Source organism: Streptomyces tropicalis, from assembly GCF_029269835.1.
GTDB lineage: Bacteria > Actinomycetota > Actinomycetes > Streptomycetales > Streptomycetaceae > Streptomyces > Streptomyces tropicalis.
In genome coordinates this window covers 116,032-135,389 of sequence record NZ_JARJBB010000003.1, presented here as the reverse complement: position 1 = coordinate 135,389, position 19,358 = coordinate 116,032, and the positions used below count along the sequence as shown (strand labels likewise).

At 75.1% G+C, this 19,358-nt stretch carries 18 protein-coding genes and 1 pseudogene; 10 read left to right on the top strand and 9 right to left on the bottom strand.

Annotation, left to right across the window (positions count from 1 at the left end):
* Positions 1–141 precede the first annotated feature (141 nt).
* Complete coding sequence (locus P3H78_RS07200; protein WP_276107971.1) at positions 142–1,371, bottom strand: arginine deiminase; 1,230 nt, start codon at positions 1,369–1,371, stop codon at positions 142–144.
* 134 nt (positions 1,372–1,505) lie between these two features.
* On the opposite strand from P3H78_RS07200, the gene P3H78_RS07195 reads away from it, so the two are divergent.
* Together P3H78_RS07195 and P3H78_RS07190 are read left to right on the top strand one after the other, a co-directional pair.
* Entirely contained in the window at positions 1,506–2,594 is a 1,089-nt protein-coding gene (locus P3H78_RS07195; protein ID WP_276107970.1) for an SPFH domain-containing protein, read from the top strand.
* On the top strand, positions 2,591–3,490 hold the full coding sequence (locus P3H78_RS07190; protein ID WP_276107969.1) for a hypothetical protein: 900 nt from the start codon (positions 2,591–2,593) through the stop codon (positions 3,488–3,490). Before P3H78_RS07195 ends, P3H78_RS07190 begins: the two co-directional genes overlap by 4 nt.
* 52 nt (positions 3,491–3,542) lie before the next feature.
* Here P3H78_RS07190 and P3H78_RS07185 read toward each other — a convergent pair.
* Positions 3,543–5,159 (bottom strand): annotated as a pseudogene (locus tag P3H78_RS07185) (polynucleotide kinase-phosphatase); the annotation flags it as partial.
* Between the two features lie 146 nt (positions 5,160–5,305).
* Between P3H78_RS07185 and P3H78_RS07180 the strand changes: the two are divergent.
* Positions 5,306–5,998 carry a hypothetical protein gene (locus P3H78_RS07180; RefSeq protein WP_276107968.1) on the top strand — a complete coding sequence of 231 codons (693 nt, stop codon included), beginning with the start codon at positions 5,306–5,308 and terminating at the stop codon, positions 5,996–5,998.
* A 305-nt stretch (positions 5,999–6,303) separates the two neighbouring features.
* Positions 6,304–8,436 (top strand): tetratricopeptide repeat protein, encoded by a 2,133-nt coding sequence (locus P3H78_RS07175; RefSeq protein WP_276107967.1) that lies wholly within the window; start codon positions 6,304–6,306, stop codon positions 8,434–8,436.
* Between the two features lie 145 nt (positions 8,437–8,581).
* On the opposite strand, the gene P3H78_RS07170 is transcribed toward P3H78_RS07175, so the two are convergent.
* The 5 genes from P3H78_RS07170 to P3H78_RS07150 form a co-directional block, all read right to left on the bottom strand.
* The gene (locus tag P3H78_RS07170; protein ID WP_276107966.1) at positions 8,582–9,505 is read right to left on the bottom strand and encodes an LLM class F420-dependent oxidoreductase; all 924 of its coding nucleotides are present in this window, start codon (positions 9,503–9,505) and stop codon (positions 8,582–8,584) included.
* Positions 9,506–9,577: 72 nt separating this feature from the next.
* Complete coding sequence (locus tag P3H78_RS07165) at positions 9,578–10,048, bottom strand: DUF6099 family protein (protein ID WP_276107965.1); 471 nt, start codon at positions 10,046–10,048, stop codon at positions 9,578–9,580.
* A 187-nt stretch (positions 10,049–10,235) separates the two neighbouring features.
* Positions 10,236–10,601 (bottom strand): nucleotide pyrophosphohydrolase, encoded by a 366-nt coding sequence (locus P3H78_RS07160; RefSeq protein ID WP_276107964.1) that lies wholly within the window; start codon positions 10,599–10,601, stop codon positions 10,236–10,238.
* A complete protein-coding gene (locus P3H78_RS07155) occupies positions 10,598–11,851 on the bottom strand; it encodes an AAA family ATPase (RefSeq protein WP_276107963.1) in 1,254 nt (417 codons plus the stop codon). The genes P3H78_RS07160 and P3H78_RS07155 overlap by 4 nt, the downstream gene beginning before the upstream one ends.
* A gap of 82 nt (positions 11,852–11,933) precedes the next feature.
* On the bottom strand, positions 11,934–12,314 hold the full coding sequence (locus tag P3H78_RS07150; RefSeq protein ID WP_276107962.1) for a cell division protein SepF: 381 nt from the start codon (positions 12,312–12,314) through the stop codon (positions 11,934–11,936).
* A gap of 312 nt (positions 12,315–12,626) precedes the next feature.
* Between P3H78_RS07150 and P3H78_RS07145 the strand changes: the two genes are divergently transcribed.
* Positions 12,627–14,324 carry a hypothetical protein gene (locus P3H78_RS07145; RefSeq protein WP_276108315.1) on the top strand — a complete coding sequence of 566 codons (1,698 nt, stop codon included), beginning with the start codon at positions 12,627–12,629 and terminating at the stop codon, positions 14,322–14,324.
* Between the two features lie 20 nt (positions 14,325–14,344).
* Here P3H78_RS07145 and P3H78_RS07140 read toward each other — a convergent pair whose 3' ends face one another.
* Together P3H78_RS07140 and P3H78_RS07135 are read right to left on the bottom strand one after the other, a co-directional pair.
* Positions 14,345–14,548, bottom strand: coding sequence for a DUF397 domain-containing protein (locus P3H78_RS07140; protein ID WP_276107961.1), 204 nt, complete (start codon positions 14,546–14,548; stop codon positions 14,345–14,347).
* Positions 14,530–15,372, bottom strand: coding sequence for a helix-turn-helix domain-containing protein (locus tag P3H78_RS07135; protein WP_276107960.1), 843 nt, complete (start codon positions 15,370–15,372; stop codon positions 14,530–14,532). The genes P3H78_RS07140 and P3H78_RS07135 overlap by 19 nt, the downstream gene beginning before the upstream one ends.
* Before the next feature lie 205 nt (positions 15,373–15,577).
* Here P3H78_RS07135 and P3H78_RS07130 point away from each other — a divergent pair, with 205 nt between their 5' ends.
* The 5 genes from P3H78_RS07130 (at position 15,578) to P3H78_RS07110 (ending at position 19,327) form a co-directional block, all read left to right on the top strand.
* Positions 15,578–15,853: a hypothetical protein gene (locus P3H78_RS07130; protein ID WP_276107959.1), complete on the top strand. Its 276-nt coding sequence runs from the start codon at positions 15,578–15,580 to the stop codon at positions 15,851–15,853.
* A complete protein-coding gene (locus P3H78_RS07125) occupies positions 15,850–16,116 on the top strand; it encodes a hypothetical protein (RefSeq protein WP_276108333.1) in 267 nt (88 codons plus the stop codon). The genes P3H78_RS07130 and P3H78_RS07125 overlap by 4 nt, the downstream gene beginning before the upstream one ends.
* Before the next feature lie 451 nt (positions 16,117–16,567).
* Positions 16,568–17,002, top strand: a complete 435-nt coding sequence (locus P3H78_RS07120; protein WP_276107958.1) for a VOC family protein — start codon at positions 16,568–16,570, stop codon at positions 17,000–17,002.
* A 626-nt stretch (positions 17,003–17,628) separates the two neighbouring features.
* Positions 17,629–18,153, top strand: a complete 525-nt coding sequence (locus tag P3H78_RS07115; RefSeq protein ID WP_276107957.1) for a regulator component — start codon at positions 17,629–17,631, stop codon at positions 18,151–18,153.
* The gene (locus P3H78_RS07110; protein WP_276107956.1) at positions 18,140–19,327 is read left to right on the top strand and encodes an MAB_1171c family putative transporter; all 1,188 of its coding nucleotides are present in this window, start codon (positions 18,140–18,142) and stop codon (positions 19,325–19,327) included. The genes P3H78_RS07115 and P3H78_RS07110 overlap by 14 nt, the downstream gene beginning before the upstream one ends.
* The last annotated feature ends 31 nt before the right edge of the window (positions 19,328–19,358 follow it).

Sequence of the window (19,358 nt, the reverse complement as noted above, 5' to 3'; positions counted from 1 at the left end):
CGACATTTCTATGCGCCCCGTCGCCCGTGGCCCTCACCACTGCCCCCCGACCCCGCCCCCCGGCTCCTCTCCACCGGGTCCGCGCCCGTCCAGACCCCCCGCCCCCCTGCGCACCCCCTGCACGTACGCCCCCGAAGCCCGTCAGCCGCCCACGGCGTCCCGCTGCACCGGGCAGCTCATGCAGCGCGGGCCGCCCCGGCCCCGGCCCAGCTCGCTGCCGGGGATCTCGATCACCTCGATGCCCTGCTTGCGCAGATGCGTGTTGGTGGTGGAGTTGCGCTCGTAGGCGACGACGACGCCCGGCTCGACCGCGAGGACGTTGCAGCCGTCGTCCCACTGCTCGCGCTCGGCGGCGTGCACGTCCTGCGTCGCGGTGAGCACCCGGATCTCGCTCAGCCCCAGCGCGGCGGCGACGGCCCGGTGCATGTGCTCCGGCGGGTGGTCGGTGACCTTCAGCTCGTTGTCGGCGCCGCCCGGCTCGATGGTGTAGGAGCGGAGCATGCCGAGTCCGGCGTACTTGGTGAAGGTGTCGCCGTCGACCATCGTCATCACCGTGTCGAGGTGCATGAAGGCGCGCCGCTTGGGCATGTCGAGCGCCACGATCGTCCGGGCGGACCCGGCGGCGAACAGCTTGTGCGCGAGCATCTCCACGGCCTGCGGCGCGGTCCGCTCGCTCATCCCGATGAGCACCGCGCCGTTGCCGATCACCAGCACGTCGCCGCCCTCGATGGTGCAGGGGTAGTCGGCCTGCCCCTCGGACCACACGTGGAACGTTTCGCCACGGAAGAGGGGGTGGTGCCGGTAGATCGCCTCGAAGTGCACCGTCTCGCGCTGCCGGGCCGGCCAGCGCATCGCGTTGATGGAGACGCCGTCGTAGATCCAGGCCGAGGTGTCGCGGGTGAAGAGGTGGTTGGGCAGCGGGCCGAGCAGGAAGTCGTCGAGGTCCATCACGTGGAAGCGCACGGAGGTCGGCTCCGGGTGCGCCTCGAGGAACTCCCGCTTGGTCATGCCGCCGACCAGGGCCTCCGCCAGCTCCGGCGCGGGCAGCGTCTCGAAGGCGGCGCGCAGGTGGTCGGTGGCGAGCGGGCCGTACTCCTTCTCGTCGAAGACGCGGTCCAGGACGAGGGACCGGGCGGCCGGGATCTCCAGCGCCTCGGTCAGCAGGTCGCCGAAGAGGTGCACGTCGACCCCGCGGTCGCGCAGCACGTCGGCGAACCCGTCGTGCTCGGCGCGCGCCCGGCGCACCCAGAGCACGTCGTCGAAGAGGAGGGCGTCCTTGTTGCTGGGGGTGAGCCTTTTGAGCTCGAGGTCCGGCCGGTGCAGGATGACGCGGCGCAGCCGCCCGGCCTCGGAGTCGACATGCAGTCCCATGCCTCCATCCTGACCACCGGAACACCGGTTCACCCCCGCCTCGCGCGTTTCCGTGAACGCTTGTTTTCGTCTGCTTGACGACAAGCGCGGCTCCGGATTATCGTCAGACAGACGAGAAAACAGGGAGGGGTCCCATGGCCGACATCACCCGGCGCCTCGGCCGGCGCCATCTGCGCGGCGCGCCCACGGCGCACGTCCGGCACCACCGCGCGGGCCGGCTGGTCCACGACGGCACCGGGCTCAGCTTCTGGTTCCACCCGCTCACCGCGGCCCTGTCCGAGATCCCGGTCGACGACCGCGAGCTGGCCATGACCTTCCACGCACGCACGACCGACTTCCAGGACGTCACGGTGCAGGCGACGGTCACCTACCGGGTGGGCGACCCGGCGCTCGCCGCCGAGCGCCTGGACTTCTCCATCGACCCGGACACCGGCGTCTGGCGGGGCGCGCCCCTGGAGCAGCTGGGCACACTGCTCACCGAGACCGCGCAGGAGCACGCGCTCGCCCTCCTGGCCCGCACCCCGCTGTCGGCCGCGCTGGCCGACGGGGTGGGCGCGGTCCGCGAGCGGGTCGCCGCGGGGCTGGCCGCCGACCCCCGGCTCCCGGCCACCGGCATCGAGGTCGTCGCTGTCCGGGTGGGCGCCCTGCGCCCGGAGCCGGAGGTGGAGCGCGCCCTGCGCACCCCGGCCCGGGAGCTGATCCAGCAGGAGGCCGACCGGGCCACCTACGAGCGCCGGGCGGTGGCCGTGGAGCGGGAGCGCGCCATCGCCGAGAACGAGCTGGCCAGCCGGATCGAACTGGCCCGGCGCGAGGAGCAGCTGGTCGAGCAGCGGGGCACGAACGCCCGCCGTGAGGCCGAGGAGCTGGCCGCGGCGGACGGGGTGCGCGCCGCGGCGGAGGCGGCCCGCTCGGTGCGGCTGGCCGAGGCGGAGGCCGCCCGCACCGAGCGGCTGGCGGCGGCGGAAGCGGCGCGCGCGGTGCGCATGGCCCGCGCCGAGGCCGAGGCCGCGCGGGAGGTGGGCGAGGCGCGGGCACAGGCGCAGGCGGCGTGGCTGCGGGTGCACGGCGAGGTCGACGTGGCGACCCTGCACGCGCTCACCGGGACGCGTCTGGCGGAGAACCTCCCGCACATCGACAGCGTGACCGTCTCGCCGGACGTGCTGACCGGGCTGCTGGCCCGGCTGGGCGGCGCCGCGCGGCCGGACCCGGAGCCCGGGGCATGAGCCTCGCACCGCGGGCCGTGCTGGTCCATCGCACCACGGAGTACGAGGAGTTGGTGGCCCGGCACGGCACCCACGGGCAGGCCGCCTTCTTCCTGTCCTCCCGGGGCCGGGACATCGGGGAGGTCGCCGAGCGGCACCGCCGCACCCGGCGGGCGCTGGCCGAGGTGGCCGCCGCCGTGCCACTGGCCTGGCGTCGGACCCGGGTGGAGCGGGCCGACCTGGACCGCTTCCTGTTCGCGCCGGAGGACGTGGTGGTCGTCGTCGGCCAGGACGGGCTGGTGGCGAACGCGGCCAAGTACCTGTCCGGGCAGCCGGTGGTGGGCATCGACACCGACCCCGGGCGCAACGCGGGCGTGCTGGTGCGCCACCGCCCGCGGGACGCGGCCGCCCTGCTGCCCGCCGTCCCGGCCCGCGGCACCGGCGCGAGCGAGCTGACCATGGTCGAGGCGGTGGCGGACGACACCCAGCGGCTGGTCGCGCTGAACGAGGTCTACGTGGGAGCGGCGGGCCACCGGACGGCCCGCTACCGCCTGGGATTCGACGGCGACGGGGGTGCCGTCGAGTCCCAGGCCTCCTCGGGGGTGCTGGTGGGCACGGGCACCGGGGCGACCGGGTGGATCCGGTCGCTCTGGCAGCAGCGGGGCGGCGGCCTGCCGCTGCCCGCACCCGCGGAGGACCGGCTGCTGTGGTTCGTCCGCGAGGCCTGGCCCTCCCCCGCCACCGGCACCTCCCTGGTGGCGGGCGAACTCCCGTCGTCCCGGCGCCTGGAGCTCACCGCCGAGTCCGAGCGCCTCGTCGTCTTCGGTGACGGCATGGAGTCCGACGCCGTGGAACTGACCTGGGGCCAGACGGTACGCGTCGGCGTGTGCGACCGACGTCTCCGGCTGGTGGGGTGAGGGGCGGTGGTGCGGCGGGTGCCCGTCGCCGCCGGGACGGCGGGCACCCGGGTCACAGCCGGGGGTCCACCGGTTCCGACTCCAGTGCCAGTACCGCGAACACCGCCTCGTGCACCCGCCACAGCGGCTCGCCGCCGGCGAGCCGGTCCAGGGCCTCCAGACCGAGCGCGTACTCCCGGACCGCCAGCGACCGCTTGTGGCGGAGGAACCGCTGCCGCAGCCGGGCCAGGTTCTCCGGGCGCGTGTACTCGGGGCCGTAGACGATCCGCAGGTACTCGCGGCCGCGGCACTTGATGCCCGGCTGGAGCAGGCGCCCCTGCTCCCCCGCGGAGCGCACCAGCGCGCCCAGCGGCTTGACGACCATGCCCTCGCCGCCGCGGCCGGTCATCTCCAGCCACCAGTCGACACCCGCCCGCACCGACTCCGGGTCGGCCGGGTCGACGTACAGGCGGCGGGTGGTCTGCAGCAGACCGGTGCCGTCGTGCTCCACCATGCGGTCGGTCAGGGCGAGTTGCTCGTCGTGGGGCAGTCCGGCGAGGCTGCGTCCCTGGACGGCCAGGATCTGGAACGGTGCGAGGCGCACGCCGTCGAGGCCGTCCGTGGTCCAGCAGTAGCGCCGGTAGGCCGCCGTGAACGCGTCGGCGTCCGCGGCGCGTTCACGCTGGCGCCCCAGCAGGTCCGCGACGTCGACGCCGCGGGCGGTGGCGCCGTCGAGCACGGCGAGCGCGTCCGGCAGGGCCGCCCCGGCGGCCGCGCCCACCGCCGCGTACTGCGTGCGCAGCAGTCCGGCCGCCTTCAGCGACCACGGCAGCAGCTCGGCGTCCAGCAGCAGCCAGTCGGTGGCGAGTTCGTCCCACAGGCCGGCCTCGCCGATCGCCGTGCGCAGCCGGCCGAGGATCTGCTCGGTCGTCTCCGGGTCGTCGAAGAACGGACGGCCGGTGCGGGTGTAGAGCGAGCCGGTCGGGCCGTCCGCCCCGAACCGCCCGCGCGCCGCCTCCGCGTCCCGGCACACCAGCGCCACCGCGCGCGAGCCCATGTGCTTCTCCTCGCACACGACCCGCGCCACACCGTCCTCCCGGTACTGGGCGAACGCCTCCTGCGGGTGCTCCAGGTACCCCTCGACGTGCGAGGTCGCCGTCGGTGCCATGGTCGGCGGCAGGTACGGCAGCAGCCGCGGGTCGATCGCGAAGCGGCTCATGACCTCCAGGGCCGCCGCCGCGTTCTCCTCGCGGACGGAGACCCGGCCCGCGTGGCGGGTCTCCACCACCCGGCGGCCCTGCACGTCGCCCAGGTCCAGCGGGCGTCCCTCGTGCCCGCCCGGCGCCTCGGACCGCAGCGGCCGGGCCGGCTCGTACCAGACCCGCTCGGCCGGTACGTCGACGAGTTCCCGCTCCGGCCAGCGCAACGCGGTCAGCTTGCCGCCGAAGACGGCGCCGGTGTCCAGGCAGACGGTGTTGTTGAGCCAGGTGGCCTCCGGGACGGGGGTGTGGCCGTAGACGACGGCCGCCCTGCCCCGGTAGTCCTCCGCCCACGGGTAGCGCACGGGCAGGCCGAACTCGTCCGTCTCGCCCGTGGTGTCGCCGTACAGCGCGTGCGAGCGCACCCGGCCGGAGGTGCGGCCGTGGTACTTCTCCGGAAGGCCCGCGTGGCAGACGACCAGCCGTCCGCCGAGTGTTGCGGCCCGGCGGTCCTGCGACCACTCCTTTTCGGCCCTGGGTGGCACGCTTCCGCGGACCCGCCTCCTCCGCCGACCGCTTCGGCATAGGGTCGTGGACCCCGGACGGCCGCGGCCCGCCGGGGGGATCGGGGGGACACATGCCGAGTACCGAGGCGCGCCGCCGCGTCCTGTGGTGGGGTGCGACGGCGGGGGCGCTGACCGCGGGGGCCGGGGCGGCCCTCCTCTGGGATCCCGGCCGGACGCTGGCGTGGACGGGCGGTGTCGCGGCGGCCGCGGCGACCACGTACCTCACCCAGCAGGCGCCCCGCCAGGTCCAGGACGCCCTCGCCCGGCGCCGGGCCGGCGCGGGGACGGCCGAGCCCGACCCGGTGGCCGTCGCGGTGCACATCCGCGACCACGACTACGTCACGGTGGACCTGGGGGACCGCACGGCCGACGTGCCGGCCGGCGGTCACACGGTCCGGGTCGTCGTGACCGCGACCGGGACGGCGGCCGTGGTGCTGACGCAGATGCGGGCCGAGGTGGTCTCCCGCGAGGACCTGCCGGGCGATCTGGCCCGGCACGCGGCCGAGGTCCCCGTACGCCGGTTCGAGGTGCGGCTCGACCCCGAGCCGCCCGAGGTGCGGGCCCTGGCGGAGAGCGACTTCCCCTACCGTCTGACGGCGGACGAGTCGGAGGTCCTCGACGTCCAGGTCACCGTGGACCGCGGGGTGGTGCGCTGGGTGCTGTGGCTCGACTGGGCGTCCGCCGGACGCACCGGGAGCACCCGGGTCGACCTGCACGGCTCGGAGTTCCTCACCGCCGCCCGCACACCCGGCGGCGCCCGATGACGGCCGCGCACCGGTGGCTTGCCACGGCCCTCGGCACCGGGCTCCCCCTGCTGGCCGGGGGCGGGGTGCTCGGCGCCCTCGGTGTAAGGGCGTGGCCGCCGTACGCGGCGGTGGCGGCACTGTCCGCGGTGGCCGGGGGGCGGATCCGGCGGACACCGCCCGGCAGCGCGGTCGCTGCCGCGGCAGCACCTGTGCCCGTGGCGGCGGATGCGGCCTCCGGCGCCTCGGCCGCCCCCGGCGGGCCGCCGGCCCCGGCCTCCGTCCCGGGCGGCGGCGACGGAGGAGCGCCGGCACCGTCGGCGCCCGTGCCGGAGGCGCCACCCGCGCAGGTGCCGCCCGCCGGGGCCGGAGGCGTCGAGAGCCGGGGCACGGCGGTGTACGAGATGCACCGTCCGGTCCGCCGCGTCCCGGTGCGCGCGCTTCCCGGCGACGCGCCGTTCGAGCTGTCCCTCGCCGTGCACAGCCAGCTCACGCTGATCGCCTCGCCCGGACTGGCCGACCACTCCGCCGAGGCGGTGCGGATCCCGCTGACCGGCCACAACCTGCTCCTGTCCGTGTCCCCGACCGGCCCCGACGAGGTCGTCGTGCGGTCCCTGCACGCGGAGGTGACGGATCGTCGGCCGCTGTCGGCGGACGGTGTCAGCTCGGCGCGGCCGCGGATGCCGGACATGGTGATGAGCGCGGACCTGCTGGAGTCGGTGCAGCGGGCGGTGCAGGCGTACCGCAGACTGCGCAGCCCCGGGATCGCGCTGGACCTGGACGGGCATCCGGTCGCCGCGGTCTCCCTGGGCGGGGCCGCCGTCCTCCCTCTGACCGTCGCCCCGGGAGCGAGCGGGCTGCTGGTGTGCGCGCCCGTGACCGACGACCGGCGTTGGGTGCACTGGCGGCTGCACGCGGAGATCGAGTGTGCGGGGCGGATCCTGCGACCCCACTGGGACCTCACCGTCACGGCGGCGTCCGGTCTGAGCCGCTTCAGCGCGGGTGCCGCACCGGAGCCCGCCCCGGTGCACCACGTGCACCCCGATCACTGGGACCCCCGGAACCCGGACCGTCATCCGGCCGAAGTGCCGTCGGAGGGACAGCGGTTCGAGGTCGTGGCGCACCTCACGGAGGACGGGCGGGCGATCATGACAGTGCCCTCCGTGCCCGCGCCCGAACCGGAGCCGCCGGGGGCCGCTGACCTGGTACGGCGTGGTGACGCCCTGGCCCGGAGCGGCGACCCGGCCCGGGCCGCGGCGGCGTACCGGAAGGCGGCCGACGCGGGCAGCGGGCCGGCCGCCTACGCCCTCGGACGGCTGCTCCAGGATCTGGGCGACCGGCCCGGCGCCGTCGCCTGGTACGAACGGGCCGCGGCCCGCCGTGTGTCCCCCGCGTACAACAACCTCGGGGTGATGGCCCTGCTGCGCGGGGACCTCGACGAGGCGGAGTGCCGCTTCCGGCAGGGCATGGACGTCGGCGACTGGGTGGCCGCCGTGGGGCTCGGGGCCGTGCTGGAGCGGCGGGGCGACGAGGCCGGGGCGGAGTCGGTGTGGCGGCTGGCCGGCGGGCAGAAGGCGCCCAACGCGACGCAGAACCTGGGCGTTCTGCTCCAGCGGCAGGGCCGGCAGGAGGAGGCGGACGAACTGTTCGCCCGGGCCGCGGACGAGGGCGACGCACAGGCGGCGGTGCGGGTCGGCGTCAGCCGTATGCAGCAGGGCGAACTCGACGATGCGGAGCGGTGGTTGCGCCGGGCGGCCGAGGCGGGAGACGCCTTCGGCGCCTTCTGCCTGGGGCTCCTCCTGCTCCGCTCCGGCCGGGACGGCGAGGGCGAGGGGTGGTGGGAGCGGGCCGCGCTGCGCCTGGACGCGCTGCGTCAGGAGGCGGGCGCCGTGCGCGACGCGGAGACCTCCGGCACGACCTTCATGACGGGCGCTCCGGCCGAATCCGGGGAGGCGCAGTCGGCGTTCCGCCTCGGGGCGCGGTGCTTCGGGCGCCGGGACTTCGCGGCGGCCGAGCGGTGGTGGACCCTCGGCGCCCGTGCGGGGCACCCCGATGCCGCGCTCGGCCTGGTGGAACTGGCTCTGAACGTCCGCGGCGACGTGGCCGCATGCCTGGAGTGGGCCTCGCACGCGGTGGGCCTAGACGCTCTGCCCGCGGCCCGGCTGGAGGAGCTGGCCTCGGCGATGTTCACCCTCGCGGCGAAGCTGGTCGAGGCCCCCGCGCCGCACGGCGGGCCCCTGGCGGCCGCGCGCGCGTGCTCGGTCGCCGCCGCGGCCTACGGCCGTCTGACCGCCCACGACGCCGCGCACCGCCCGGCGTGGGAGAGCACGGTGCATCTGCTGGCGCACCTCGCCGGGCGCTCCGGCTCGGCCGAGGGACGCCGGATGGCCGCCGTCGCCGAGGCACGGCTGCGGGGCGCACCCGGAACCGCGGCGGGCACCCCGGAGACGGACCGCTGACCCACCGGCCGTCCCGGCGGGCCCGCCGCCCGAGCCGGACGGTTGAGCGCCCACCGCCCCGCCGTCCCGCCGTCCCGCCGCCCCGGCCTCCGTGCGGAGGACCCGGAGCCGCGTCCCAGGGGGCGGGACGGCGGCGGACCGGTGGCTACGACAGCTGGGACTGGACCTGGGAGGAGATCAGCTCCAGGTGGTCCAGGTCGTGGAGGTCGAGGATCTGGAGGTAGATCCGCTGCGAACCGATCGCGGCGTACGTGGCGATCTTCTCGACGACCTCGTCCGGAGTGCCGGCCAGGCCGTTCGCCTTCAGCTCGTCGACGTCGCGGCCGATGACGGCGGCCCGGCGGGCGACCTCCCGGTCGTCCCGGCCGACGCAGGCCACGAGCGCGTTGGAGTACGTCAGGTCGCCGGGGCGGCGGCCGGCCTCCTCGGCAGCGGCCCGCACCCGGCCGAACTGGCGCTCGCTGTCCTCGACCGAGGCGAAGGGGATGTTGAACTCGTCGGCGTACTGTGCCGCGAGCCGCGGCGTGCGGGTCGCGCCGTGCCCGCCGATGAGCACCGGGACCTTGGCCTGCGCGGGCTTGGGCAGCGCGGGCGAGCCGGTGAGGTCGTAGTGGGTGCCGTGGAAGTCGAAGGTCTTGCCCACCTCGGTGGCCCACAGGCCGGTGACGATGGCCAGCTGCTCCTCCAGGCGGCCGAACTTCTCCTTCGGGAAGGGGATGCCGTACGCCTTGTGCTCCTCCTCGAACCAGCCCGCCCCCAGGCCGAGTTCGACCCGTCCACCGGACATCTGGTCGACCTGGGCGACCTGGATGGCGAGCACTCCGGGCAGGCGGAAGGTGCCGGCGGTCATCAGGGTGCCCAGCCGGATGCGGCGGGTCTCGCGGGCGAGGCCGGCGAGGGTGATCCAGGCGTCGGTGGGGCCGGGGAGGCCGTCCGCGTCGCCCATGCGGAGGTAGTGGTCCGAGCGGAAGAAGGCGTCGAATCCGAGGTCCTCGGTGGCCTTGGCCACGGTGAGCAGGGTGTCGTAGCTCGCCCCCTGCTGGGGCTCGGTGAAGATACGCAGATCCATGCCTCCATCCTGCACGCCGGGGCGCCGTCCGGCGGCACCGGCACCCGTGCCGCCCCCGCCCGGCCGGCCGGGTCAGCCGGCCTCGCGCTCCGGGAGGGCCGCCTCCCTCGCCGCCAGTTTGCGGAGCATCTCCCGGACCCGGTCCCGGGACTCGTCCGCCGCGTCGATCGCCTCGATGCACTGCCAGTACGTGCCCTCGTCCGCCGCCGAGCTGGCGATGCCGAGCAGGGCGATGCCGACCTCGCCGAGCAGGCCGCCCAGGCACAGCAGGGTCTGCCGGGCGTCGTCCAGCTCGGTGAGCCGGGCCGCCCGCAACTCCCCGGTGTCGAGGTGCGGCACGTCCAGCACGCCGCAGCCCCGGCCCGCCAGCTCCGTCAACCCCAGTGCCTCGCCGCGCAGTTCGGGTGGACCCGAGACCGCGAGCCGGCTTCCGATCGCCTGCGCCAGTGCCTGCGCCTGCCACACCTCCGTCAGTATTCCGGGGGCGTCACCGCTCCCGGCCAGGGCACGTCTGCTCGCCAGGATGAGCCGCACCGCGTCCATGCGCTGTCCCCGTCTCTCCCGACGTGCTCATCGCACGTCCGCCCGAACACCGCAGTTCACTACCCAGAGTGAAGGGATGTGGGATGAAAAGCCAGAGGAAGTCGGAAATCTATGGACAACAAATCGGTAGCGAACAGCTGAATGGCTACACGGAGTCATAACGGAGTTCGCAATTCCTCTCATTCCCTCATTCCCCGCGCCCCTCCCCCGGCTCCTCCTGCGGCAGCGGGAACCTGAACTCGTTGCGGTCGATCTTCGCCTCCAGCGCGGCCAGCGGGTCGATGCCGAGCACCTCGCAGAACTGGAGCAGATAGGCGAGGACGTCCGCCACCTCGTCGGTCACCCGGTGCGCGGTCCCGGGGTCGGACATCACCCCGGCCGACTCCTCCGGCGTCAACCACTGGAAGATCTCGACCAGTTCGGACGCCTCCACGCTCAGCGCGGCGACGAGGTTCTTGGGGGTGTGGTACGGCTGCCAGTTGCGGGCCGCCGCGAAGGCGGCCAGCCGGCGCTGCAGTGCCGCGAGGTCGGGATGCTCGGAGTCGGTCGTCACGGCACCAGGTCTACCACCCGTGCCGCGCCCTGCCCCCGCGCCCACGAGGCGTCGCTCACCGCGCCCGCGAGCCGGATGTGCCCGCGGGCGCACATCCGCGCGGCCAGGTCCAGCAGCCCGGCCCGCTGCCGGGGGTCCAGCCCCCGGTCGAAGCCGTCGGCGAGCACCGTCAGCGTCTGCAGCGCCGGGGGTACCTCCCCGGCCGCGTCCACCTCCAGCACGCCCGGCCCGGTCAGCAGCACCAGGGCAAGGCCCGCGTACCGCAGTTCGCCGTCGCCCAGCCGCTCGAACCCGGTGCGCACCCCGTCCCCGCGCTCCAGCACCGCCCGCACCCGGCCCCCGCCCACCGGTTCGGCGACCACGTCCGCCACCGGCCCGGCGCAGCCGGCGCGCACCGCCTCCACGAACAGGGAGTGGCGGCGGGCGCATTCACCGCGGGTGCGCGCCACGACGTCGGCCAGGTTGTCGCAGCCCCGCAGCAGCCGCCCCGCGCCGGCCGGCACGGGCGTGCGCATCCGCTCGGGCTGCGGGTCGCAGGCGTACACCGACCGCAGGGCCACCACCATCTGCTCGGCCGCGGCCAGCACTTGCCGCTGCCCGTCGGTCTTCCCGGCCACCCGCAGCGGCAGCAGCGGGGTGCCCAGGCGGTCGTCGGGCAGGGGCGCGCGGGTCACCGGGGTGGCGCCCGCGGTGTGCCAGGCCGCCTGGACCGTGCGCCGGCCGGGGTCGCGCAGCGCCGTCTCCAGCAGGACCCGCCCGTCGCCGCCGCTCAGCCGCTCGCCCACCACGCGCAGATCCGGCTCGGCCTGGACCGCGACGTCCAGCCGTACCGGGCCCTCGGGACCGTGGGCGGTGCAGCCGATCCGGAACCCGCGGCGGGCCTGCGCGTCCGGGCGGGACCCCTCGGGCACCCAGGCGGCGGGGTCCGGGAAGACCTCGCCGAGTTCGGCACCGCCGCCGAGCCGGGCGAGCGCCTCGTAGGCCCGCAGCGCGCTGGTCTTGCCGCAGCCGCTGGGACCGGCGAAGAGGGTGAGCGGGGCCAGCGGGAAGCGGGCCCGGCGGTGCGCGGCGAAGGCCGACAGCCGCAGCTCACCGACGCACGGCCGGTCCGCGCGGGGTACGGGTCCGGGGACCGGCGCGGAGACGCTCGCGGGCCCGGGCGGCGGGGCGGGTGAGGACGCGGAGACGCCCCCGGGCAGGGACGCGGGCACGCCCCCGGACGGGGACGCGGGAACGGACGACACGATCATGTCCGGACCGTAGGGCCGTCCGCCGGGACGAACCGTTCCGCCCCGGGGACCTTCCTACGATCGGGGGACGCCTCGCCGGGCGCTACACCGTCGCCTCGCCCACGAGCCCGCCCACCTCGGTGCCGGGCGGCGTGAGGAGGAACACGTTGCGGTCCACGCGGTGCATACCGCTGCCGAGACCGAAGACGACGCCGGTGCTGAAGTCCAGGACCCGCTTGGCGACCTCCGTCTCCGCGCCGGTGAGGTCGAGCAGCACCGGGGCGCCCGCCATCAGCGTCTCGGCGACGTCGCGGGCGTCCGCGAACACGTTGACCCGCAGCACCACGAAGCGGCGCCGGGTCTCGGTCTCCGCGTCGGGCAGCGTGCGGTGGCTCACGGCGGACGGCCATGCGTCCCGCCCGCGCAACGGCACGACCTGGGCGAGCCCCTCCCACTGTTCATCGGTGACGTCGTGGCTGTTCACCGGCTCCCCCCGACCTGACTCGCACTCATCGCCTGCACCAGCCAATTCTTACGCCAAATCACCCGTTCAGCCCAACACCGACACGGTCCACCGCCCCTTCGGGCGCAGCGACCGCGCACCTTCCCGGGACATGTACGGAACACCCCCGACGGGCTGTTGGAGCGGTTGCTGCCCGAAAGCGGCTTCTTACCCTCCTCACACCGGACTTTTCACCCACGGCCATGTGGTGCTCACCGGGCACGGTTAGCGTCCCGTGCCGTGCACTTGGCAGAATCGCAGCAGGTGACATCCGTCCGACGGATCTGGTTCGCGGTGTCCGCCCCGGCGACCCCGGCGAGCCCGGAGTCCCCGGAGCCCCCCGCGCAGTGGCACCGGATCCTGACCCTGCTCGCGGACGTCAGCCTCTTCATCGGCACCCGGTCCGTCTGGTCGCAGGCCGCCTCGCACCGCCTGGCCGTCGCCGCGGTCATCTCGCTCTGCTACGCCTCGATCCTGGTGTGCGGCGTGCTCACGCTGACCGTCCGCCGTACCCGGTCCCTGGCCCGGCTGGACCTGTGCGTGCTGGTCACGGCGGTCGCCCTCGCGCTGTGCACCTGGGCCATGAACCACGCCGGCGGCGACGAGGCGGTCCTCACCACCCAGGCCGCCCACGAACTGGTCGCCGGGCACACGATCTACGGCCGCCCCTGGCCGTGGCTCTTCCGCACCCACGGCATCGCACTGACCCCGACGGTGTACGGCGGGTACGACTTCACGTACGGCTATCCCCCGCTGGCCCTGCTGCTGACCGCGCCCCTGCTGTGGCTCGGGCACGGCGGGGCGCCCGCGACGGCGATGGGCACGGGGGCGCTCGTCGTGGGAGCGGTGGTGCTGTGGCGGATGCTGCCCGTCCCGTGGCGCTCGGCGGCGACCATGGTGTGCCTCGGCTTCGGCTTCCTGCCGACGTACGGCCGTCAGGGCTACCCGGCGATCCTGGCCCTGGCCCTGCTCGTCCCCGTGGTGGTGCGCTGGCCGCGGATCGGGCTCGGCGGGCGGCTGGGCCGGGCCGGGCTGGCGCGTGCGGCCTGCCTGGGCGCGGCCTGCGCGGCCCAGCAACTCCCCTGGTTCGTCACACCGTTCCTGCTGGCCGGCCTCTACGCGGTGCGGCGCGGCGAGCTGGGGCACCGGCAGGCCGCCCTGGTCGTGCTGCGCCTCCTCGGCGTCGCCGTGACCGTGTGGCTGCTGATCAACGCGTACTTCGCGGTGCACGAGCCGGCCACCTGGCTGGAGGGCATCGCGCTGCCGCTGACGCAGGGTGCGGTGCTGCACGGCCAGGGCCTGGTGGACGTCTCGCTGTACTTCACCGACGGCAGCGGCCGCCTCGACTGGTACGGGCACGCCAGCATGCTGCTGGCCGCCGCCCTGCTGGCCGTCTTCGTGCTGTTCGTGCGGCGGCTGGGTCCGGCCGCGACGGTCCTGCCGTGGTGCGCGTTCTTCCTGGCGACGCGCTCGCAGGACGGCTACTACCTGATGATGACGCCGCTGTGGCTGGCGGCCGCCGTCACCGCGCCCGCGGCGGAGTTCGCGGGCGCCTGGCAGCCGCGCCCCCGCCTGCTGTCCGGCGCGCACCGGCGCCCGGCGCGGATCGCCGCGGTGGGGCTCCTGGTCCTGCCCGCGGCGGCCGCCTCGGCGGTGGCGGTGACGGGCTCCCCTCCGCTGGCCATGCGGGTGGCGGCGGTACGGCGGGCCTCCGCGTCCTCCGTCGGCGGACTGACCCTGCGGGTCGCCAACACCGGCGACAGCCCGCTCGCCCCCCACTTCATGCTCACCACGGGGCAGGCGATGACCCGGTACTGGACCCAGGTGGGCGGCCCGGCCACGATCCCGGCGCACACCACGGCCCGCATCGAGCTGCGCGCACCGGGCGGCCGGTACCCCCTTCCGCGCCCCGGTGCCCGAGTCCGTCTGCGCGCGTTCACGGCGACCCCGCAGACGCTGTCCAGCCAGGACATCCGGCTGACCGGGCACTGACGGCGGGGCCGGGACCGCCGCTACACGCGGCCCGCGCCGACCGCCGCGACGAAGACCGACCAGCGGTCGGCCGGGAACACCAGCACGGGTCCGTGCGGCACCTTGCTGTCCCGAACCGGCACGAGGGGGGTGAGGCCGTCGGCGACCTCGATGCACTCGCCGCCGTCCGAGTTGCTGTACGAACTCTTGCGCCAGCCGACGGCACTCACGTCGATGCCTCGCACGGTGCTTCCTCCAAGGTGGCCAGGACGAACGTCCGCGACTCGGCCGGGGACATCGCCAGGTCGCGCATCGCATCGTACGCACGCTGCAGGCGCTCGACCGGGCCGTCCTCCTCGACGAGTTCACCACGATGCGCGTTCTCGGTATAGGCCACTGTCAGCCCGCCCGGAAGCCGCAGGAACATCACGGCGGTGCTGTCCAGACCGTGCATTCCGGCAGCCAGGGGCAGCACCTGCATGGTCACGCTGGACCGCTCGGCCACCTCGGCCAGATGGGACAACTGCCCCCGCCACTCCCCCACGTTGCGCAACGGCGTCCGCAGGACCGCCTCGGACAGGATCGTGCGGAACGGCGGGGCGTCCTCCCCCTCCAGCAGCTCGCGCCTCCCCATCCGCGCCTCGACCTGCTGGTCGAGCTCCCGGCCCCGCAGTCCGCCCGCCGCGAGCACCTCGCGCGCGTACCCGGGCGTCTGGAGCAGGCCCGGCAGCACACTCACCGCGAAGTGCCACAGGCTGACGGCCTCGGCCTCCAGGGCCATGTAGCGGCGGTAGCGCTCACGGAACTGGGTGTGGTCGCCGGCGGCCAGCTCCCACAGGGCGAGCAGCAGCCCGGGGGTGCCGTAGTGCTGGTCGAGCGCCTGGACGACCTCGGGGCTGCCGAGGGTCTCGCCCTTCTCCATCTTGCCGAACAACGACCAGTCCCAGCCGAGCCGTTCGCCGAGCTGGCGCAGGCTCGTGCCGCTTCCCGTGCGGAGGGTGCGCAGTTCCTCCGCGAACCGCCGGCGCGGTTCCTGGCTGCGGCCGGTGACGACGCGTCGCTGCGGCATGGCGCTCTCCTTCGGGAGGTTGGGGGACGTGGGGCGGCGTGGAAGGTGTGGAACGGGACCGGCCCGGCGGGGAAGCACCCCCGCGTCCACGGCGCGACCGCCCACGTCCGGGCGCATCCTCGTAACGCCCGCACTACGCAGAGTAATTCAGGCAGCGTAACCGGGTCGTCGAATCGCCAGGACTGCCCCGAGGAGGAGCGCCCTCATGTCATCCGCACCGCGCCGCAAGCACCCCGTGACGTCCGGCCCGAACGCGGCGCCGGACTCCGCCGCACGACTCCGTGAGGCGCAGGAGGCCCGCGACGCCCTGGCCCGCGCGCTCACCGAGGCCGGCGTCCAACTGCCCGCGATGGACGTCCGCACGCCGTGGGCCGGTGACCGCGAGGGCGAGGCGCGGTACGCGCTGGTGCATCTCGGCGTCTGCTCGGCGCCGGTCGCGCTGCTCCTCGCGGACGTGGTCATGAGGGGGGCCGCCCGGTGACGGCGGGGCAGGCTCCGGGCACGGCCGGCCGGCCGTGCGGCGCGGCGCGCGAGGCACCCGGGGCCGGAGAGGCGGTCCACGACGCGGCGAGCGACCGCGTGGGCCGGGTGACGGGGCACGAGGGTCCGTACGTCCGGATCCGGCCGCTCGGCGGCGGCCGCGCGTGGGACGCGACCGCGGACGACCTGCGCGTCCTCACCCAGGACGAACTGCTGAGCGCCCTGGTCGCGGAGGTCAACACGCGCAGCGGACGACGCCCTTGACCCGGTCCGCGGTGACCGCCCGCACGAGCGGCGTGCTGCCGGCCCGCCGAGTCCTCCCGGAGGGGCACGGTGCCGTCGGCCGGATGTCACGCGCCGGACGTGACCCCGGCGAACAGGTCACGTCGAGTTCCTCGAGCACCTCGCCGTGCGGCGAGTCGAGCCCGCGGCCGTCCTGGCGGCGCAGATCGCCCGCCACGTCCGCGGCCTGTGCCGCACCGACCCCCCGGTGTCGCGCCCGCGCAGGGAGACGACCGCGCCGGCGGACACGGCCTTCGGCTCGCTGGAACCCTCGCTGGGCGGCTCCTGCGTGCGGGGGGGCCGGCCGTTCCGTTCCGGCGGCCCGGGCCACCGACCCCCGGCCCGGGGCCGCACGATCCGCACGTAGGCAGCCTCCGTCAAGGTGCCTTTTTTTCAAGCGAATTGAGCGACATACCCCTGCTAAGGTGCATCGATGTCATCGATCAAGCAGTTCCAGGTCACCTTCGACTGCGCAGAACCCGAGCGTGTCGGCCGATTCTGGTGCGAGGTGCTGGGGTACGTCGTGCCGCCGCCCCCGAAGGGGTGTGCCACCTGGGACGATTTCGATCGCGCGCAGGCGCCTGAGGACCGGGGCTCGTGGTTCGCATCCGTCGATCCCTCGGGCGTGGGCCCTCGGCTGTACTTCCAGCGCGTTCCCGAAGGCAAGACCGTCAAGAACCGGGTGCATCTCGACGTGCGGGTCGGCACCGGTCTCGTGGGGGAAGAGCGCCTCGCCGCACTCGAGGCCGAGTGCGCACGACTGGTCGCGCTCGGCGCGGTGCGCGTGCGGCTCCTGGTGGCCGACGAGGACAACGAGTCGTGCATCGTGATGCAGGACATCGAGGGCAACGAGTTCTGCCTCGACTGAGCATCCGCCGGGACGGCGGGGCGGGGAGCCGCCCCTGCCCGCCCTCCCGGACTCCTGACCCGCTCGGCGGCCGTACCCGATCCGCGCCGCGCCCGGGGCCGGCGCCGCCCGCCGCCCCTGCACGTGCCGCCTGCGCGGTCCTCACCGGAGCCCGCTCGCTCACGGCGAACGCGGAAGGCGCCGCCGCCGTCCCACCCGACCTGCCGATCCGCCTCATGGACACCACCCGCGGCATACACCACCCGCGGCGTACCCCGCCCTGGCGCGGCACCGCGCTCGCCGATCGCGTCCGTCTCCGGGGAGGCGGGGAGGATTTCGAGCCAAAGCCGGGCAGGAGGCCGTCCGCATGACGAGCGGTTGACTAGCTTTGGGCAGGGCTTCGCCCAGCGGAGCCGGAACACGGCCTCCTCACCCGAGGCGGCACCGGCGGCTCCGGAGCCCGCGGCTTCGGTGCCGACCACCGCACCCGTGCGCCGGATGCCCTCGCACCGCCCCCGCAGCGCCGCTCGCGGACACGACGGCGCGCGGGCACGGGGACGTGAGGGACGCGGGGGGGGCGTGGGGGTGTGAAGGCGGCCTCGCGCAGCGCCGCGTCCCGTCATCATCGGAAGGAGGTAGGACCGCACGTGAGGACCACCGGCGAGTACCTCGAGCTGCAGCGCCGGTGCACGGCCATCCTGCGCGACCTCGGCGTACAGCCGTCCCTTGTCTTCGATGCGTTACGGAAGCGGGTGGAGGAACTCCGAGGCAGACCGCTCGTGCTGCGGGAGCTGCCCGACCGGTTCGCCACGATCGGGGTCTGCGGGCTCTGGCTGGGCACCGACGACGCCGACTACGTCTTCTACGAGCCCCGGACCGCTCCCCTGCACCGGGAGCACATCATCCTCCACGAGATCGGCCACGTGCTCTGCGACCACCACCGGGGCACCACCGCGGGGACCGGCGACCGCACGGCTGTGGCGCCCCACGGCGGACCCCTGCCCGGCCCCCTCCAGGCGCTCAAGACCCGGACGAGCTACACCACCAGCGACGAACAAGAAGCCGAGATGATCGCCAGTCTCATCCAGAGCGCGGGGAAGCCGGGCCGCCCGGCCGGCCGCCTGGGGCGCCTGGGCTCCTTCCTGGGGGTGACGTCCGATGACGGCCACTGAACTGGCCGACGCGGTAGGGGTCCTCACCGTCGTCACCCTGTGGACCGCCCTCGCCTGGCGGGCCGCTCCCGCACTGCGCCGGCCGAACCAGCGGGGCCTGTGGGTGACGGTCCTCGCCGCGACCGTCGCCCTCACCCTCTTCCAGCCACGGATCGTCGCCGGGTTCACGGACCTCGGCGTCGGCATCCACACGGTCGCGCTGACCCGCAACCTGATCGGCGTCCTCAGTGCGGGACTGGTCCTGCTCTTCATCGCCGACTCGACCCGGACCCGGCATCTGCGCGCCGCCGTGCTCGTGGGCCTGGTGACGGCGCTCGGCTCCCTGCTCGCCCTGGACCTGCTCGGCGTCGACCAGACGGCCGCACCCGGACCCGCACAGGGACCGGCCACGTGCTCGTCCCTCTACTGGCTGATCCTCGCGGTCGCGCACCTGCTCGGCGACGCCGTGGCCGTCGCCGTCTGCTGGCCGTACAGCCGGCGCACCGGCGACCGCGACCTCGTCCGGTCACTGCGGCTGTTCGCCCTGGGCAGCGTCCTGGCCCTGGTCTTCTGGTCCGGCTACCTCGTCAGCCTCTACGTCCGCGCCCCGGGCCTGCTGCCCTACCTGTCCGTGATCATCAGCGTGCACGGCCTCTTCCGCGCGGCCTCGCTGCTGGTGCCCACGGCCGCCGCCCTGGCCCGCTCGGCGACGGCCCTGAGCACCGTCTGGCGGCTGTGGCCGCTGTGGCGCGATCTCGTGGCCGCGGTCCCCCAGGTGACCCTCGCCGGTCCCCAGCGGACCCGGGTGCGGGAGGTCCTGCGCCCGCGCTCCTCCTGGGCCCTGCAAGCCCACCGCCAGATCATCGAGACGTACGACGCGCTCCTGGATCTCCAGGCGTACGTGGGTCCGGACGCGTACGACACGGCGTACCGACGGGCCGAAGCGGCGGGACTGCGGGGCGAGCGCCGCACGGCGGCGGCACTGGCCGGCGCCCTGGGCGAGGCACGGACGGCGAAGCTGACCGCGGGGACGCGCACCGTGACGCCCCCCGCCGAGCCGCCGGCCGCACCGGGCCGCCTGCCGGGCCTGGACCGCGGCAGTCCGGCGACCCTCCTCGCCCTCGCCCGGACATGGCCCCCCACGACGGCGAAGCCGCCCGCGCAGCCCGACCCGCTGCCGGCGCGACGCTCCTGACCGAACGGCGCGGCGTGCCCCGGCCGGCCAC

Bases quoted from the DNA above. Each gene is read 5' to 3' on its own strand.
- P3H78_RS07190 (WP_276107969.1), top strand. From the start codon at position 2,591: ATGAGCCTCGCACCGCGGGCCGTGCTGGTCCATCGCACCACGGAGTAC.
- P3H78_RS07155 (WP_276107963.1), bottom strand. From the start codon at position 11,851: ATGATCGTGTCGTCCGTTCCCGCGTCCCCGTCCGGGGGCGTGCCCGCG.
- P3H78_RS07200 (WP_276107971.1), bottom strand. From the start codon at position 1,371: ATGGGACTGCATGTCGACTCCGAGGCCGGGCGGCTGCGCCGCGTCATC.
- P3H78_RS07180 (WP_276107968.1), top strand. From the start codon at position 5,306: ATGCCGAGTACCGAGGCGCGCCGCCGCGTCCTGTGGTGGGGTGCGACG.
- P3H78_RS07165 (WP_276107965.1), bottom strand. From the start codon at position 10,048: ATGGACGCGGTGCGGCTCATCCTGGCGAGCAGACGTGCCCTGGCCGGG.
- P3H78_RS07195 (WP_276107970.1), top strand. From the start codon at position 1,506: ATGGCCGACATCACCCGGCGCCTCGGCCGGCGCCATCTGCGCGGCGCG.
- P3H78_RS07110 (WP_276107956.1), top strand. From the start codon at position 18,140: ATGACGGCCACTGAACTGGCCGACGCGGTAGGGGTCCTCACCGTCGTC.
- P3H78_RS07170 (WP_276107966.1), bottom strand. From the start codon at position 9,505: ATGGATCTGCGTATCTTCACCGAGCCCCAGCAGGGGGCGAGCTACGAC.
- P3H78_RS07120 (WP_276107958.1), top strand. From the start codon at position 16,568: ATGTCATCGATCAAGCAGTTCCAGGTCACCTTCGACTGCGCAGAACCC.
- P3H78_RS07135 (WP_276107960.1), bottom strand. From the start codon at position 15,372: ATGCCGCAGCGACGCGTCGTCACCGGCCGCAGCCAGGAACCGCGCCGG.
- P3H78_RS07130 (WP_276107959.1), top strand. From the start codon at position 15,578: ATGTCATCCGCACCGCGCCGCAAGCACCCCGTGACGTCCGGCCCGAAC.